Source organism: Arthrobacter sp. AD-310 (genome assembly GCF_054656615.1).
In genome coordinates this window covers 125,340-139,200 of sequence record NZ_BAAHNO010000022.1, presented here as the reverse complement: position 1 = coordinate 139,200, position 13,861 = coordinate 125,340, and the positions used below count along the sequence as shown (strand labels likewise).

The following is a 13,861-nucleotide window of genomic DNA, read 5'->3' as shown; positions in this document are numbered from 1 at the left end:
TCAAGGACCCATCATGCCCATCGACCTCGATAAACTGACCGCGGCCGCCTCCAAGCCCTCCACCACCGCAGGTCCGAAGTTCTTCAGCAAGGACCTGACCGGCAGCGGCAAGAGCGTCGGTCTGATCAACCAGAACGTCCGTCCCGGACGGGACACCGTGAGCGTCAGCGCCTTCACGTCCCCGCACGACGAAATCGTCCGCAAAGCCAAGACCACGTCGGGTGCCATCACCACTCACATGATCCCGATGGCGCCGCTGCTCGTCCGCTCCCTGCGTGACAACCGCGACAAGGGCCTGAAGATGGCTGTGCCGCATGCAGATGACCGGTTCCATGTCACCGCCAACGCACCGAAGCTGAACTTCGATGTCTTCGTGGACCTGACGCCGCAGGGCATCATATTTTACGAGGATGCCGCCGGCGACAAGATCACCAAGGAACTCAACGTGCAGTACCGCATGGAGGTCTACGTCGTCGACAAGGCAGCCCCTTCGGAGACTGTGACGCTGATCGAATACGGCCAGCGGAGCCAACACAAGGAAGTCGCCGTCGTGGACTGGAGCTACACGCCCCTGGACCACATCGAGGACCTCATCCGGAAGGCAACCGCCGGCCGCGGCGTTTCCGGGCACTCCGTGTCCGTCAACATCGACGACCTGGCCGAGTGGATGAGCGAGTACGACGTGTACGAGCGCATCTGCCGCCTTGCCGACTACTGGGCCAGCGATGAGCTCGCCGACACCATCTGCGCGCACATCCAGGAGCTCTTCGCCAACGGCACCCCCGGCAGCACGACCCTAGACGGCCTGGCCTTCCAGCTGCGCTACCTGGAGACCTACAACGTCTCCCTGGAGGCCTACCGGCAGATCCACGCGGCCCTGGCGAACACCTGCCCCGCGGACATCGCCCTGGTGTTCTCCAAGCAGAACCTGTCGCTGCTGATGAGCCACACGCTGGAGCAGCTGAGCCAGCTGAAGCCGCAGCTCACTTCGCCGCCTCCGGCGGCCCTGGGTGCCGTCGTGGCCGGGCACTTCTCCAACCAGCAGCGCAACGCAGTCACTACCGACGATCCGCTGGTGCTGGTGCAGGCCGGTGCGGGTACCGGCAAGTCCACGGTCATCCTGGGAAGGATCGATCACCTGGCGTCGCGCGGCGTGAACCCCAGGGACATCACTGTCCTGTCGTTCACCAACGCGGCCGCGGACAACATCATCGCCAAGAACCCGAACGTGGGCTCCATGACGATCGCCCGGATGATCCACGACATCTACACCGCCAACTACACCAAGCACGAGCTGTCCAGCATCGACACCATCATCAACAGCCTGGACATCTTCTACCCAAAGTCGGATCTGGCTGCGGCGTTCCGGAAGCGTCTGCTCGACGTGGCCAAGAACGCCAGTGGTGCCTTCACCTCGATGAACACCTTCATCGAGTCCCACTTCGATGACGTCATGGCTGTGCTGGACCGGATTGGCCAGACTTCTCTGGAGCTGGAGATCATCGTGTGCTACCAGAAGATCGACGAGATGATCGAGCCGGCCCATGTACAGTCCCGCTACCTGATCATCGACGAGGTCCAAGACAACTCGATCTTCGAGTTCATCTACGTGCTCAAGTACGTCGCGAAGCACCAGGAGAACCTGTTCATCGTCGGCGACTCCTCGCAGACCCTGTACGAGTTCCGGTCATCCAACCCCAAGGCGTTGAACGCGCTGGAAGGGTCCGGGGTATTCACCACCTTCAAGCTGACCACTAACTACCGCTCCAACCAGGAGATCCTGGATTTCGCCAATGTGTCCCTGTCGGACATCGAAGCGAACCAGTACGCCAACATCCAGCTTCAGGCCAACAGCCTGGCGCTGCCGACCGCGGCGTCATTCCAGGAAAAGGTCACCGTCGATTACCGGCCGTACCCGCGCCTTACGGCGTTCGGTGCGGATCTTCCCGGCATCATCCGGGTGGACGTGAAGGCGTACATCGACAAGTGCCTGGCGCGCGGTGAGAAGGTTGCTTTCCTGGCCTTCAGCCGCCGCGAGGTCACGGCGATGGAGGAAGTCCTGAAGGTTATGTACCCAGGCCGAAACGTGGCAAACCTTGTCTCGGGCAGAACTTACTCGACCACGGTCTTCAGCCAGTTCATCAAACTGTTCTGGAACGACGTGTGCCAGGTAGGGCCGGCCAACGCTGCATTCACCGTGACGCAGGAGATCCTGAAGAAGCTCGATCAGATCACCCGTGTCCCGGCCGATCCCGTTATGGCGGACAAAGCCGAGAAGGCGATCGTCAAGATGATGCAGGACTGGTGGCTTGCCAGCAGCTCCGCCATCAACGGCTGGGTAGCGCTCTGCGTCGCCGGTCAAATGACCAACGACGTGTTCTTCGATAACCTGCGCGGAAGCCTCCTCGACTACGAGATCCGCCACAACTCCATCAAGCAGTCGCTGATGAATCAAAAGAACAAGGAGCGCAAGGAGCAGAACCTCGCGTCGAACGCCGACCTGATCGTGAGCACCATCCACGGTTGCAAAGGTCTGGAATTCGACAACGTGGTTGTCATCCACAAGTACGACTCCCAGATGGATGAGGCAGCCAAGCGCATGTACTACGTGGCCTTCACTCGGGCCATGAACACCGAGTACATCCTGTCCTACGGCACAGTGAAGAACGCGCGGATCGAAACCGATTACAAGCTTCTTCTCACTGCGCTGGAGGAGCGTGACGCACAGAACGCCGCGCGCGTCTCTGCCGCGGCCACTGGCGGTAACCCCGATGCTGAGCCCGTCGTTGACGGCGACCGTGAGGTCGAAACGATCGGTCTCGTCCATGGTGCAGCCGGCGCTGATCCTGATGCTGAGGGAGCCGCCGAAGCCGACGAAAAGGAAGGTGTCCTGACCGGGGCCACAGCCTGACCAGCACCACCGCAAACAGCCAATGGGCGAGCCTGGCATCACGCCAGTCTCGCCCATTGGCTTTGATGCATCCCACTGCCCTGATCCACAGAGCCCGGACCTGGGCAAAGAAATCCAAAACGATCATTTCCGCGTGATTTTCGGGCCACATCGGCTCGCCCCTGGTCGCATCCACAAGTCCACAAATTCCTTGAAAGTAGACCGCCATGACTGCCATGCCGCACCAAACACAGGACTCAATCTGCTACGCCCTCGTCATCACCAACGACGGCCAACTGCTCAACAACACGGTCCACACCACCCGGGCCGACCGCAGAGATGCCTGCGTCGAAATCCTGACGGAAACCTGCCCCGACGTCACCAAGGCAGAGGTTACCGACATCCTGCTCACCTTCGGCGGCGCCGATCCGGACGCTGCCGTTAGTTCGATCTCGGAGCTGTACGCGGAGTATGGGGTCGACATCTACCTCGAAGACCAGCCTGTTCCCGAGGAGCCGGTCGCCGGCGTCCCGGTGGCAATGCACTCAGTGGTCCAGAGCTACGAGAACAGCGCCATGAACGCCATCGTTCACTTTCCGACAAAGGATGCCCGGGCGGATCACCTGCGCCGGCAACTGAACAACATGAACGCCGCGGTGTCGCCCGAGGAACCCCTCTCCGACACCGAGCTGGCCGCCAGGATCGAAAAGACTCTGCAAGGACTGATTGACCAGAAGGTCACCGTCCACCTGGTCAGCTCGTTCGCACCGGCCTGGACGCAATAGCGCCGACGCGTCCTTCACTCCTTTTGCCGGGCTGACCGCCCCGCCCCGCACAGGCCGGATGGCCCGTCCCCTATCCCCCGAAAGGACACCGTGTTCGCATGGCTTCCCCCACTCACACAGCCCGTCATTCCCGGCCGGCACCCACCGCACCGCTGCCCAGCGCCGTCCACTCACACCTTCACAGCGTCCCGGCTGCACCCAGGGACCCGAGCCACAACCAGACCCAGGACGCCCTTCCGGCCGAGAAGCGCTACCAAAGGGGCGACATCTGGATGGTTGCCGAGAATCCAGCCCAGCCGCCGGTGGGCACAGAACTATGGAGCAACCGTCCGGCACTCATCGTCTCCAATAACGTCACCGGCAACCACTCGGGCTTTGTGCAGGTCGTCTACCTGACGACATCGGCGCGCAAACGCTCGGGCCCGACGCACATTATGGTGCCTGCCCCCATGACGGGAAAGAACCAGAGCCAGACCGAAGTCATGGCACTGTGCGAACAAATCCATACCGTCGACGTCTCCCGGCTCAGGAAACCCCTAGGCTCACTGAGCCGGAACAGGATGCACGAGATCGACCAGGCTCTCGCACTCACCCTGTCCATTGGCCGGAATCCAGACAGCTACTCACTCTTCAAGAAGTGGGAGAAGTACATCCAGCTGCATGGCATCGACATGGCCGGCGAGATCCAGGCACTGGCCGGACACACAACGGATCAGCGCGTCGAGGCCCTCTCCCGCGCCCTCGCTTTGGTCAGCGCCGAACGGGACTCCTACAAGCGGCTCTACGAAACGGGGCAGGAGATGCCAGGCGTCCTGGATCTCGTGCACGAGATCGTCACCGGACCCATGGACATCATCAGCAAGGAAGACCAACCCACGTAACTGCGGCGCGCAGCGGGCGCCGGCGATGGAACAAGTTCTACCGCGCCGGCACCCGGCTCGTGACCGTCAGTCTTGGAGCCAGCCTCGCTGGCTTCTTCGAGACATGTGCAGGGCACACAAGACCGATCCCGCCATTAGCAGGCGTTGTACCAGCGTCAGCTCAGGGAAAGCAGCGGTGACCGCGTTCAGCACTTCAAGGACAAGGAGCATATTCGTCTTCATGGGCCCAGTCAGCCGCACCTGAAGAAGCGTGTGTGGGAAGGCTGGTGTAAAGACGTACAGGAACGCTCAAACAGTCAGGCCAGTGCCGTTACTCGCCACTGGCACAGCCGGCTCCAGCTGTATGCGGAACCTCGGCCTATGAAGTATTCTCCTTGGCCAGGCGCTCCCGTTCTTCACGTTCATGCCTGTCATACATCTCATTTTCTTCAACTTTTTCGGCATGATAGACGCTCATCAATTTTTGCAAGTCTGAATAGTTGTCAGGCCTTGCTTCGCTGACGTCGACATCCGGGTCCAGCGACACCAGGCGACCGAACCAGGTGGCGGCAGTACGAAGACGGGTCGCTCTGCCTGCCACCGTGTAGTCGAGCTTCTCATCCCTGCCTGTGAGACTATCGATAAATCCGGCTTCCTCCCTCAGGGCATCGTTTGCAATCAGGGAAACCGCCTGGGAGATTCTCAGTCCCATGAAGTACTTCTCCCGCGAAGTGCTGGAGCGATTTTCATTCAGGACCGAATAGTCCAAGGCCCGGAGCTGATTGACCGCCACAAGGCATTCCCGAAGCTGGCTCTTATCATTGCGTTCCATCTCGCTGCGGCGAGCATCCGCGCGGTCCTGGGCACGTTCGGCTACAAGAACCGAGCGCTCGATGCGCCATAGGACGACAGCCAACAAAAACGCAAGGATGCTGCCTGCGAAGCTGCCAATCACGCCAGACAGGAATGACTGGTGGGCGGCTGAGAAGGATGGAACGACCGTGAACGCCACCAGAATCAGGACAAGCATAAACACGGTCGCAACGCCCGCAGCGTCCCTCAGGGCAGAAGGAAACGCACCGTTATCGCCAGAAGCAGGAGTCTTACTCATAGGGAAAGTGTTCCAGTATCGCGGACGAGTCGCGATCTGATCCAGACCAAGTTGGAGGTGCGCTAACTACTGCCCCGGGGCAGTAGTCCCAACACCATTCGGGTACGCCCGAACCGCCAGAGGAGCCCAACCGATGTGGGAACGCCGAACGACGTCATACTGTTCATCCCGCGTCCTTGCCGTCAGGAGCCCACTGACGTCTCCCACATAGATCAGGAGCTGGCCGTTTGAGTGGACGGCGTCCCACCAAGGATCCGGGTGGCGATCCTCGAAAACGAACCCGCCAACCCTGTTGAACTTGCCATCGAGGAAGTCCACGTCGAAGCGTGAACTCAGGTCCGCACCCAACGTCAGTTTAGGGATCGGTGCCTTCGAATCACGGTTGGCAACTGACTCGAACGCCCAGTTCTCCAACGGTTCGGGCGGAAGCTGTGAACGATCAACCATGATCGCCTCCAGTGGTGCGAACTCGGATCTCAACAGGCGTACGGCCTGGGAACCGGGGCTATTGCGACCGATGTGTCCTGTATTTGGTGATTGCGTGAAAGACATGTCTGTTTCCCCCATATTCGCTCGAAGTCAGCAGTCTACAAGGCTCTGACCTGCGGGGGGACTGTCCGGGAGCTTGTCTTCAGGACGCAAGAAGACCCCAGAAATAGCAATGGCGGCGGCTGTCCGAAAACAACCACCGCCAGAGCGTCACTCGCAGCTCTAAGAGCTGCCGGGTTAGTAACGAGACTAAACGCCATTGCCGGAGAAGGCAAACTCATGCCTCACACATGCGCGACACGCCGCGCCGTGAGGGAAATGCGGAGTTTCGTTTCCTGAAAGGCTAATACTTGGTCCCATGGCACCAGTCAGGAATGCGCGTATCGGCCGCCCCTCGAAGGGACAGCGGCATTCGTTCACCGTAAAGCTCGACATGGAGCGGACGGAAAAACTGACCGAGATCCTCCGGATCCTCGGTACCAATGGAATCGACTACCTCGGACCCATCGTCGAAGCACACCTCGACGCCATCAATATCGAGAAACTACGCAACCAGGAGGCCTTGCCTATCTTGAGAGCGTCTTAACGGCAAAAGGCCCGCATTTCTGCGGGCCCTGCCTTGAATCATATTCAGTAGCTTGAAACCCCGATTCCGCCAAGACTCTACGGTTTCGCGCTACATGTAACTGCCTGGTTAGACAGTCCCGACGATGGGTTTTCTCATGCCCGTCGTCATCACGTTAGGTCCCATCATACACGCGCACCCTTTTTCGGACAGAAGTTTTGGAGCTGACACGCACAGCGTGTCGGCTGATAAATCAGTTCATGTTCAGGCATGGGCCGCTCTGGCGCCCCTGATTGCAGGCTCGCCCTTCATGCGGTTTGCCAACCGCGAGGGCAAGTACCCGGCGCCGCGCTCGGCCCCTTACCGCATCACCAAGACGCTTCCCTCGCGTGCAGCAGCAGTGATGGTCCACGGATCCGACGGCTCCGTCGCAACCTTGTGCCTGGACCTCGACACATCCAGGGCGCTGCAAGGAGTAGTCGACTCCGACGCCGCTGCGATCAGTGAACTGCTTACCTCCTGCGGTCTTCGTTTCGTCGCTGACCACTCCCCCAGCGGCGGCCGGCACATCTACGTTCCCCTCGCTGACCGGCTCAAGGCTGAAGATGCGCGCGAGCTCGTAGAAGCCCTGGCAACCCGCTTCGTAAGCCTGGACGCCGGTCCACACCGAAGCGTCACCAGCGGGTGCATCCGACCGCCCGGTTCCTGGCACAAATCCATGACCGGACACCAGGTGCTGGACACGCCCCTGACCGAGGCGTACGACGTGATGCGCCGGCGCAACCACGCATCTGCCGTGGAAGCGCTGCGGCGGGCCCTCGCCGCCTCCCTTCACCAGCTGCGCAGCGCCAGAAAAGTTCGGAATACATCTCTGACGGCCGCGCCCTCCCTGAACCAGGAGAAACAGGACACCGGAGTCTCCACAGCACCGGCAGATGCCCCGCCACTGAAGCGGTCGGCGCTGAGGCAGGTCGCCAGGACCGGCGTCTATGACACCTCGCGCTACCGGAGTGCCTCGGAGGCGCGTCTGGGTGTCCTCACGCACCTGGCGAACTCCACCATCACCTTGGCTGAGATCCAGCGACGATTCTCCACCGACCTTGCCGGGCTCGCTGCCCTGTATGGCACCGGCAACAAAGCGGACCGCCTGCTGCATACGGAATGGGCCAAAGCCCAGATCCGCGTAGCCAAAAATCCGGCACCCGGAGCACGAGGAAGGAACAGTTCCCTTAACTCCGACACAGGGCCAGCCTTAACCCACAGCGGGGGCACACAACCTGCTCGATCCGAGGCATCGGTGATGGCTGAAATCAACGATCTCGAAAATGTCCTTTACGCGGTCCTAGACCAGCGACTGGCCAGGACCGGCCGTGAAGGGATTACCCTGCGTATGCTGCTCCGGGCTGTGATTGGCTTCGCACGTACCAAAAAGTCGCTGGTCATTGACGTCGGATGCAGGTCCTTTGCGCTGGAGATGGGCAGACACCACAGCACTATCGCTCGACTTCTTCCACGGCTGGAAAAGCTCACCGAAGGTCTCGTTGAACGCATCGAACGTGCCCGCGGAAAGAAAGCTGACACTTACCTGCTGACCCTTCCCCGGCAGTGGCGGGAAACGGCCGATGCCCTGTCCTGGCGCAAAGGAAAAATCTATGGTGTCCGCCCTGTCTTCTGGGCCCTGGGAGACGTGGCTGCACTCGTCTATGAAGCCATCGAGCGGTCCAGGACGTCACCGACCGCCGCTGAAATCGTAAGGTCCACAGGCATCGGACGAACTGCTGTGGACCAGGCCCTGACAACAATGGCTGAAATGTCCATGATTCAGCGACGCCACGGAGCCTGGGAGCTGCTGTACGTCACTAGCCTGACCCAGATTGCTGAATGGCTTGGGGTTCGGGATGAATACGAGTACCGCAAGCGCCGAATTCGGGATGAGCGCAGGAAATGGCACGCCCGGCTGGAACGCTTCCAGGAGTCGGCCATCTACCCGGAGGACATGTACGACCCTGAGAAAGAGGAATGGGACCCCGGGGATCCCACCGTAGATGACGACGAGTCTGCTGCACGAAGACGCCTGCCAGCAGCGTGAAATAGACGCATCCCTTTTGCGCCAGAACTTGCTATCCAGCAGATTTTTATACGCATCCCTTAGATAGACGAACCGCTTGAAAACGAGCTAATAACGAGTGGGATATACAAGCATGGTACGTGTCTGCTCATGGAAGTAGTGCAAAGAAGCGAATAATGTCGCTTCCATCGCTATTCTTCCCCGCTGAAAGGCAACCCATGGCTGAGCACACCGAAAATCAACAAGCCCCCGCCAAAGGAATCGACCACCGCCTCGAAGCGCTCGTGCTCCTTGGGGGTATCCGCCCGCCGGCCGGTTCTGATGAGGCCATTGCCTCGGCTCAAGTCCACGCCATGCTCGCAATGGCTGAAGCCCAGGTCGATGTCGCCCGTCTTCTCAGCATGGCCACCCGCGAGTTGAACGCTGCCAACATGTTCAAGCTCGCCTCGGTGTTGGAGGAGGACAATCCACTGCGCACCGTTATCCAGAACGGCCTGCTGCACCACCTGACCCGGGACGGCGCCGTGCACACGGACATCACGCTGTCAGCCCGCATCAAAGAACTCGGCCTGGAGGTCAAGGCCGGTGATGACATCGTCGTGACCAGCAGCGACGGGAAAGAATCCCACGAGCTACTGGTAGTAGATCCTGCCGGTGATCAATGGCTTCTGCTCGGCCGCGAGGACCTCGACCCCGAGAACGCCATGATGACAAGTCCACGCATCCACGCGATGTTTGACGCAGACATCCGCAGCCTGATGGTGACCGTGAAGAAAATCCCCAAAGAATAAGGTGCCGCTGGGTGCTGAAGCCGTAGCCCGGAACACCAACAGCCCACCCGAAGGAGTGCATCAATGCCTGACATCAGAAGGATTGAGGACGAAGACGGGCGCTACGTCCGGCACCGCCGGAACCTTAGAATCCGGCGTCTCATCGGCGTGACGATCATCCTGACAGCTCTGTGGGGTGCCATATGGTTATGTTTCCTGTCGGGGCTTGCAGACCCGCTGATCGCTGTCGCGGCACCGGCATTCAACGCCGCCGCGGCGTTGATCAACAACCCTCTCGGCGTTGACTGGGGAGGCTGGCTCGTAGGGGCCGCGGCCATCATAATTCCCCACATCGCCCTACTGCTGTTCCTCTTCGACGACTCAACCCGCTAAGTACTCACTCAACGCCCTGACCAAAGCAGCATCCAAGGTGCGGCTGGATCTACGGATCCGGCCGCACCTTTGTCGTATTCGGCATACGTCCCCACCGTGCGGCTTCACCTCCACTCGCCCCACCTCCCAGATCAGGAGACCCGAAAATCATGACCGCAACCAAACCCACCAACCCAGCTGCCGATGCCTGGGCCGCCTTCCAAAAGAACGCGGCCGGCCATCAGCTCACCGTCCTCCATGAACAGGGGCTGTACCGGCACCTGCGTATGGCGGAACCCGGAACCCGCATGTGGTCCTGGGACATTGTGACCTGGCCCGGACATCTGGCCACCAGCGGCGACATTGCCGATGGGCTGACGTTCTCCCGCGAGGAGGACATGGTGCCGTTTTTCGGTACGGCAGCCCGCAGCAAGGCCTATTACTCCGACGGCGCACCATGCATCGACTTCCGATACTGGGCCGAAAAGCTCCAAGGCGACCAGCGCCAGACCACCCAGGCCTACCGGCACGAAAACTTCGTCCGGTTCGTCAGGGAGACCCTGACAGAGCGTCTAGAAGACGGCTACGACTCCGACCTGACGCCGAGCAAGGTCAAGAGGCTCATCGACGAAGTCAACACCCTGGAGCACTACGAGTCCGAAGCCCGTGCGTGGCTCGATGACCACCAGGAAGAATTCCCTGACTCTTGGGAAAACACTTTCAAGGACTACACCTTCCACTTCCAACTGGCCTGCTACGCCATCAACGCCGCCGTCCACGCCTACTTGGACCACCCCGCCCTCGCCGGCCAAACCAAGAAAGAAACCAGACCATGACCAGGAAAAAATCCACCCCCAGCATTGAAGCGCTCGACCAGGTGTTCACCTCCGTTGACCGCGTCACCGGAACCATCAGGCGTGTACTCGTGAAGTATCCGGAAAACACGCTTCCAGCCCCGCTTCTGCCCTTCGTGAGGCGTCTGTGGCCCGTCTCGGTACGCCGGTCCGGCAAAGGCGACGAAATCGTCATCGTAGTCACCTCGATATTCAACAGCCAGACCATCGTGCGGTTCCCTGTGACCCTGCTCGATGCCCAGGAATCGGAGATCACCAGGTGGGCGCGCGACCAGTACTGGTCCGGGATCCGTGCCGCCAAGTTTCGTGAAAAGCAGAACGCCGAGGCAAACCTCGCAAAGGCGAAACGTGCTGTCGATAAAGCCCAGGCTGAGCTCACTGCCGCACAAGGGCAACTCACGCGGGCCACATCGGTGGTGATGGGAAAGAACCCTGTCCGCCGGAAAAGCATGAACCCCTGAACAGCAGAGCTGGTTCCGGGTGACGGTGGCGTTCCCACCCATCGTCACCCAGGCCTCTCCTTCCTTTCACATTTGTCAGAAAGAAGAAATCACCATGTCTGATACAGCGAGCCGTAGCGACCGGTCGGTAGAGCCAAATGGCACCAATACAGTCCAAGAAGGCGAAAACGCGACGAGCCTGAGAATGGCGGTTGAGGTCACTCTCAAACCGGGCAGCAACCAGAGCCAGGCAGAAGCAGAAGCAGAGTTCATCAAACTCTTCCGCGAATACCTGACCAACGAGGAGGGTGCCTTCCAGTGCGACTACGGGCCCGATGCCTGGGGTGGCTACGACGGCCCTACGGTCACATCTGTGGAGGTCAGAGATCCTGAAGAACCAGCAGGAAGCGGTCCCAGCGGACCTGCTGAAAGGACGTAGAATCAACTCGATCGTCCAAATGCTGTCTGAGTATGCGTAGAGCCATATTGGCTGGGAACATAGAGGGTATTGGTGGGTCTCCACGTAACAGCTCACAAAACGGGCTGTTACATGCACCAGACTGCGGTGTCGGATTGAGTTCTTCGGTCCAGCGCCGGAGGATCAACTCGTAAACCAATAGACCAAGGAGACATCCCTCTTATGGGCAAACGACTTCAGATGGCGGCTACCGGTGAATACATTCTCTGGGCCGTCATCCCGGAAACACCGAAAAGCTCGTTCAACCGAGCCTACGGTCCGTTTACCTCACGCAGTGCGGCCTACTCTGCCAAGACGGCACTGATCAACAACAAGCGCGCCTCCATGCGGGAGCAGGGATACACCCCGGAGGAGATCGAAGAAGCCGTCAACGGTATCGAGTGGGCAACTACGGGTCTCTGGCGCAAAGTCGAAGACGACCTTCTTATCGACCCTGTTGACGTCATTCCTGACACGCCCGAGGAACGTGCCGCTGAAGCCATGTGGAACAGGTCCGCACCGGTTGTCCGGGGCGTGCGGCCCAAGTGGAACGAAGTGCGCAACGACCCTGAATGGCGCCGCGGTGTCAAGGAAACCCGGGCCAATGCCCAAGCTGCCCTTGCCGCCATGGACAGCAGCGCCGGCGCGCCATCGTCGTCGGACGAACCACCCGCAGAAGAAAACATCTAGGGCCCTTCGCCGATGCCCGCGCACATACATATCTCCCACTCCCACGTAAGAGAAAGAAGCCGGGCATGGCACGAAAGACCAAAGCAGAGAAGGAGCGTGAAGCCCTTCATCAAGAAGCTGCGCTGAACACCACCCGGGACGGAATCCTCGTCCGTCCCGGGCAGATCTGGAAAGACATGAACCCGCGCAGCAACGGCCGCATGATCTCTGTATCTTCAGTCAGCGCAGGAACGGCTACCGTCTATGACGGCAAACGCTCCCCCACAGTCGCCATCACCAGGATGTACCCGCACTCACGCGGCTACTCCATCGTCGGCAGCGCCTGAATAACAGGCCCCCGACCACAAAGAAGCCCCATCCGGTGATCCGGATGGGGCTTCTTTTTTTGCTCAAACTTACGATGCTAGATGGCCCTGTCAGAGGGTCCCTTCACGATCTTCACAGCGGCATTGCGCTTGGCACGGTTGACCGCACGCGTGCTCTGAACGGCTGCGGCCGCTAGGGTCACCGCCGGCGGTGCAACCGGCTTCCGCGCAGCTTTACCTTTCGCCCTAGACTTGGCGACCTTCGGCTCCTCGTCAGCTTCGGGTTCATCAACTTCGGAGGACTCGTACCCAAGATACGGCTCCGCCTCGAAGAACTCCTCACGGGCTTCCAGGTCCTGTTCCGAAGGTTTTTGAGCGAGAGCTTTGTTTACGTTGCGGGTGGCGGAGAACTTCAGCACGAAGTAGTCGTCAATGGCACGGGCCCCGTTGTCCGCGAACTGTACCCGGTGGCCTTTGTGAGCCTGCGGGTAGAACTTGCCGAATCCGGTGAGCATCAGCTGGTCGCCGCGCTGCATGGTATTCATCAGCTCAGCAATGATCGTGTCGTAAACGCGGTTGACCGTCCTGGGGGGAATCTGCGAACGATTCGACACTTTGGCGAGAAATTCACGCTTGCTGACCCGATTGGGTCCGCCCGAATCCTGCTGGTCCTGCGGATCTTTGTCGCTCACTTGGAACCTCCATTTATTCTCGAATACGAGTCTATCCGGCATTGTCCTGAGCGGTCAAAGCACTTGAATCGACTACATAACCATGTCCGAAAACCGGACTTTGAACTAAAAGTCCGGTTCGTACCCCGGGTCATCAACGGCATCAACATTCCGGCTCTGCTCGGTCACGGTCTGGTGGATCACACGCGACCTCTGCTTGGGCTGGGCACCGCGTTGAGCTTCATACTGCGCGCCGTGCATCTGAGCCTGAACACCGTGCTGTGCCATCTCCAGCGCCGGAGCGATCGACCGGTTTGCCATCTCCTGCGCTGTGCCCGGAGTGTTCTCCTTTTTGCTCGCCTCGCGCTGCTGCTCCCACTTCGTCCGATCCTCATCCGTGACGTAGCCGAACATCTCGACAAGATCCTTGCCACTCGGGAAACCCAGTACCATGACTCGCTCCTCTCATTTGTACGTAACCGAAAAAGCATCTTTGAACTGATCTATGAATCGATTCTAGCCCAAATAAGCACA

Annotated in this window: 15 protein-coding genes; 12 read left to right on the top strand and 3 right to left on the bottom strand. The window is 59.9% G+C overall.

Features of this window, described 5'->3' with window-relative positions; translation table 11 throughout:
* Positions 1-13: 13 nt before the first annotated feature.
* The 3 genes from ACYQ1Z_RS14315 to ACYQ1Z_RS14305 all read left to right on the top strand — a co-directional run bounded on the left by ACYQ1Z_RS14315 (position 14) and on the right by ACYQ1Z_RS14305 (position 4,556).
* Positions 14-2,911: a UvrD-helicase domain-containing protein gene (locus tag ACYQ1Z_RS14315; RefSeq protein WP_459793202.1), complete on the top strand. Its 2,898-nt coding sequence runs from the start codon at positions 14-16 to the stop codon at positions 2,909-2,911.
* A gap of 206 nt (positions 2,912-3,117) precedes the next feature.
* Positions 3,118-3,675: a hypothetical protein gene (locus ACYQ1Z_RS14310; protein ID WP_459793201.1), complete on the top strand. Its 558-nt coding sequence runs from the start codon at positions 3,118-3,120 to the stop codon at positions 3,673-3,675.
* 98 nt (positions 3,676-3,773) lie between these two features.
* Complete coding sequence (locus ACYQ1Z_RS14305; protein WP_459793200.1) at positions 3,774-4,556, top strand: type II toxin-antitoxin system PemK/MazF family toxin; 783 nt, start codon at positions 3,774-3,776, stop codon at positions 4,554-4,556.
* A gap of 358 nt (positions 4,557-4,914) precedes the next feature.
* Here the strand turns inward: ACYQ1Z_RS14305 and ACYQ1Z_RS14300 are convergent, their stop codons facing one another.
* Positions 4,915-5,646 carry a hypothetical protein gene (locus ACYQ1Z_RS14300; RefSeq protein ID WP_459793199.1) on the bottom strand — a complete coding sequence of 244 codons (732 nt, stop codon included), beginning with the start codon at positions 5,644-5,646 and terminating at the stop codon, positions 4,915-4,917.
* An 847-nt stretch (positions 5,647-6,493) separates the two neighbouring features.
* Between ACYQ1Z_RS14300 and ACYQ1Z_RS14295 the strand changes: the two genes are divergently transcribed.
* The 9 genes from ACYQ1Z_RS14295 (at position 6,494) to ACYQ1Z_RS14255 (ending at position 12,677) form a co-directional block, all read left to right on the top strand.
* A complete protein-coding gene (locus tag ACYQ1Z_RS14295; RefSeq protein ID WP_459793198.1) occupies positions 6,494-6,721 on the top strand; it encodes a hypothetical protein in 228 nt (75 codons plus the stop codon).
* Between the two features lie 289 nt (positions 6,722-7,010).
* Positions 7,011-8,789, top strand: a complete 1,779-nt coding sequence (locus ACYQ1Z_RS14290) for a hypothetical protein (protein ID WP_459793197.1) — start codon at positions 7,011-7,013, stop codon at positions 8,787-8,789.
* Between the two features lie 197 nt (positions 8,790-8,986).
* The gene (locus tag ACYQ1Z_RS14285; RefSeq protein ID WP_459793196.1) at positions 8,987-9,559 is read left to right on the top strand and encodes a hypothetical protein; all 573 of its coding nucleotides are present in this window, start codon (positions 8,987-8,989) and stop codon (positions 9,557-9,559) included.
* A gap of 63 nt (positions 9,560-9,622) precedes the next feature.
* Positions 9,623-9,931, top strand: a complete 309-nt coding sequence (locus tag ACYQ1Z_RS14280) for a hypothetical protein (protein ID WP_459793194.1) — start codon at positions 9,623-9,625, stop codon at positions 9,929-9,931.
* Between the two features lie 149 nt (positions 9,932-10,080).
* Positions 10,081-10,746 carry a hypothetical protein gene (locus ACYQ1Z_RS14275; protein WP_459793193.1) on the top strand — a complete coding sequence of 222 codons (666 nt, stop codon included), beginning with the start codon at positions 10,081-10,083 and terminating at the stop codon, positions 10,744-10,746.
* Positions 10,743-11,225 carry a hypothetical protein gene (locus tag ACYQ1Z_RS14270; RefSeq protein WP_459793192.1) on the top strand — a complete coding sequence of 161 codons (483 nt, stop codon included), beginning with the start codon at positions 10,743-10,745 and terminating at the stop codon, positions 11,223-11,225. The genes ACYQ1Z_RS14275 and ACYQ1Z_RS14270 overlap by 4 nt, the downstream gene beginning before the upstream one ends.
* A gap of 94 nt (positions 11,226-11,319) precedes the next feature.
* Positions 11,320-11,643 carry a hypothetical protein gene (locus ACYQ1Z_RS14265; RefSeq protein WP_459793191.1) on the top strand — a complete coding sequence of 108 codons (324 nt, stop codon included), beginning with the start codon at positions 11,320-11,322 and terminating at the stop codon, positions 11,641-11,643.
* Between the two features lie 201 nt (positions 11,644-11,844).
* Complete coding sequence (locus tag ACYQ1Z_RS14260; protein ID WP_459793190.1) at positions 11,845-12,351, top strand: hypothetical protein; 507 nt, start codon at positions 11,845-11,847, stop codon at positions 12,349-12,351.
* Positions 12,352-12,416: 65 nt separating this feature from the next.
* Positions 12,417-12,677 (top strand): hypothetical protein, encoded by a 261-nt coding sequence (locus tag ACYQ1Z_RS14255; RefSeq protein ID WP_459793189.1) that lies wholly within the window; start codon positions 12,417-12,419, stop codon positions 12,675-12,677.
* A gap of 77 nt (positions 12,678-12,754) precedes the next feature.
* Here ACYQ1Z_RS14255 and ACYQ1Z_RS14250 read toward each other — a convergent pair whose 3' ends face one another.
* Both ACYQ1Z_RS14250 and ACYQ1Z_RS14245 read right to left on the bottom strand, forming a co-directional pair.
* Positions 12,755-13,348, bottom strand: a complete 594-nt coding sequence (locus tag ACYQ1Z_RS14250; protein WP_459793188.1) for an HU family DNA-binding protein — start codon at positions 13,346-13,348, stop codon at positions 12,755-12,757.
* A gap of 105 nt (positions 13,349-13,453) precedes the next feature.
* Entirely contained in the window at positions 13,454-13,780 is a 327-nt protein-coding gene (locus ACYQ1Z_RS14245) for a hypothetical protein (protein ID WP_459793187.1), read from the bottom strand.
* Positions 13,781-13,861: the final 81 nt, after the last annotated feature.

Coding starts and splice junctions, on each gene's coding strand:
- ACYQ1Z_RS14315 (WP_459793202.1), top strand. CDS start 14: ATGCCCATCGACCTCGATAAACTGACCGCGGCCGCCTCCAAGCCCTCC.
- ACYQ1Z_RS14310 (WP_459793201.1), top strand. CDS start 3,118: ATGACTGCCATGCCGCACCAAACACAGGACTCAATCTGCTACGCCCTC.
- ACYQ1Z_RS14305 (WP_459793200.1), top strand. CDS start 3,774: ATGGCTTCCCCCACTCACACAGCCCGTCATTCCCGGCCGGCACCCACC.
- ACYQ1Z_RS14300 (WP_459793199.1), bottom strand. CDS start 5,646: ATGAGTAAGACTCCTGCTTCTGGCGATAACGGTGCGTTTCCTTCTGCC.
- ACYQ1Z_RS14295 (WP_459793198.1), top strand. CDS start 6,494: ATGGCACCAGTCAGGAATGCGCGTATCGGCCGCCCCTCGAAGGGACAG.
- ACYQ1Z_RS14290 (WP_459793197.1), top strand. CDS start 7,011: ATGCGGTTTGCCAACCGCGAGGGCAAGTACCCGGCGCCGCGCTCGGCC.
- ACYQ1Z_RS14285 (WP_459793196.1), top strand. CDS start 8,987: ATGGCTGAGCACACCGAAAATCAACAAGCCCCCGCCAAAGGAATCGAC.
- ACYQ1Z_RS14280 (WP_459793194.1), top strand. CDS start 9,623: ATGCCTGACATCAGAAGGATTGAGGACGAAGACGGGCGCTACGTCCGG.
- ACYQ1Z_RS14275 (WP_459793193.1), top strand. CDS start 10,081: ATGACCGCAACCAAACCCACCAACCCAGCTGCCGATGCCTGGGCCGCC.
- ACYQ1Z_RS14270 (WP_459793192.1), top strand. CDS start 10,743: ATGACCAGGAAAAAATCCACCCCCAGCATTGAAGCGCTCGACCAGGTG.
- ACYQ1Z_RS14265 (WP_459793191.1), top strand. CDS start 11,320: ATGTCTGATACAGCGAGCCGTAGCGACCGGTCGGTAGAGCCAAATGGC.
- ACYQ1Z_RS14260 (WP_459793190.1), top strand. CDS start 11,845: ATGGGCAAACGACTTCAGATGGCGGCTACCGGTGAATACATTCTCTGG.
- ACYQ1Z_RS14255 (WP_459793189.1), top strand. CDS start 12,417: ATGGCACGAAAGACCAAAGCAGAGAAGGAGCGTGAAGCCCTTCATCAA.
- ACYQ1Z_RS14245 (WP_459793187.1), bottom strand. CDS start 13,780: ATGGTACTGGGTTTCCCGAGTGGCAAGGATCTTGTCGAGATGTTCGGC.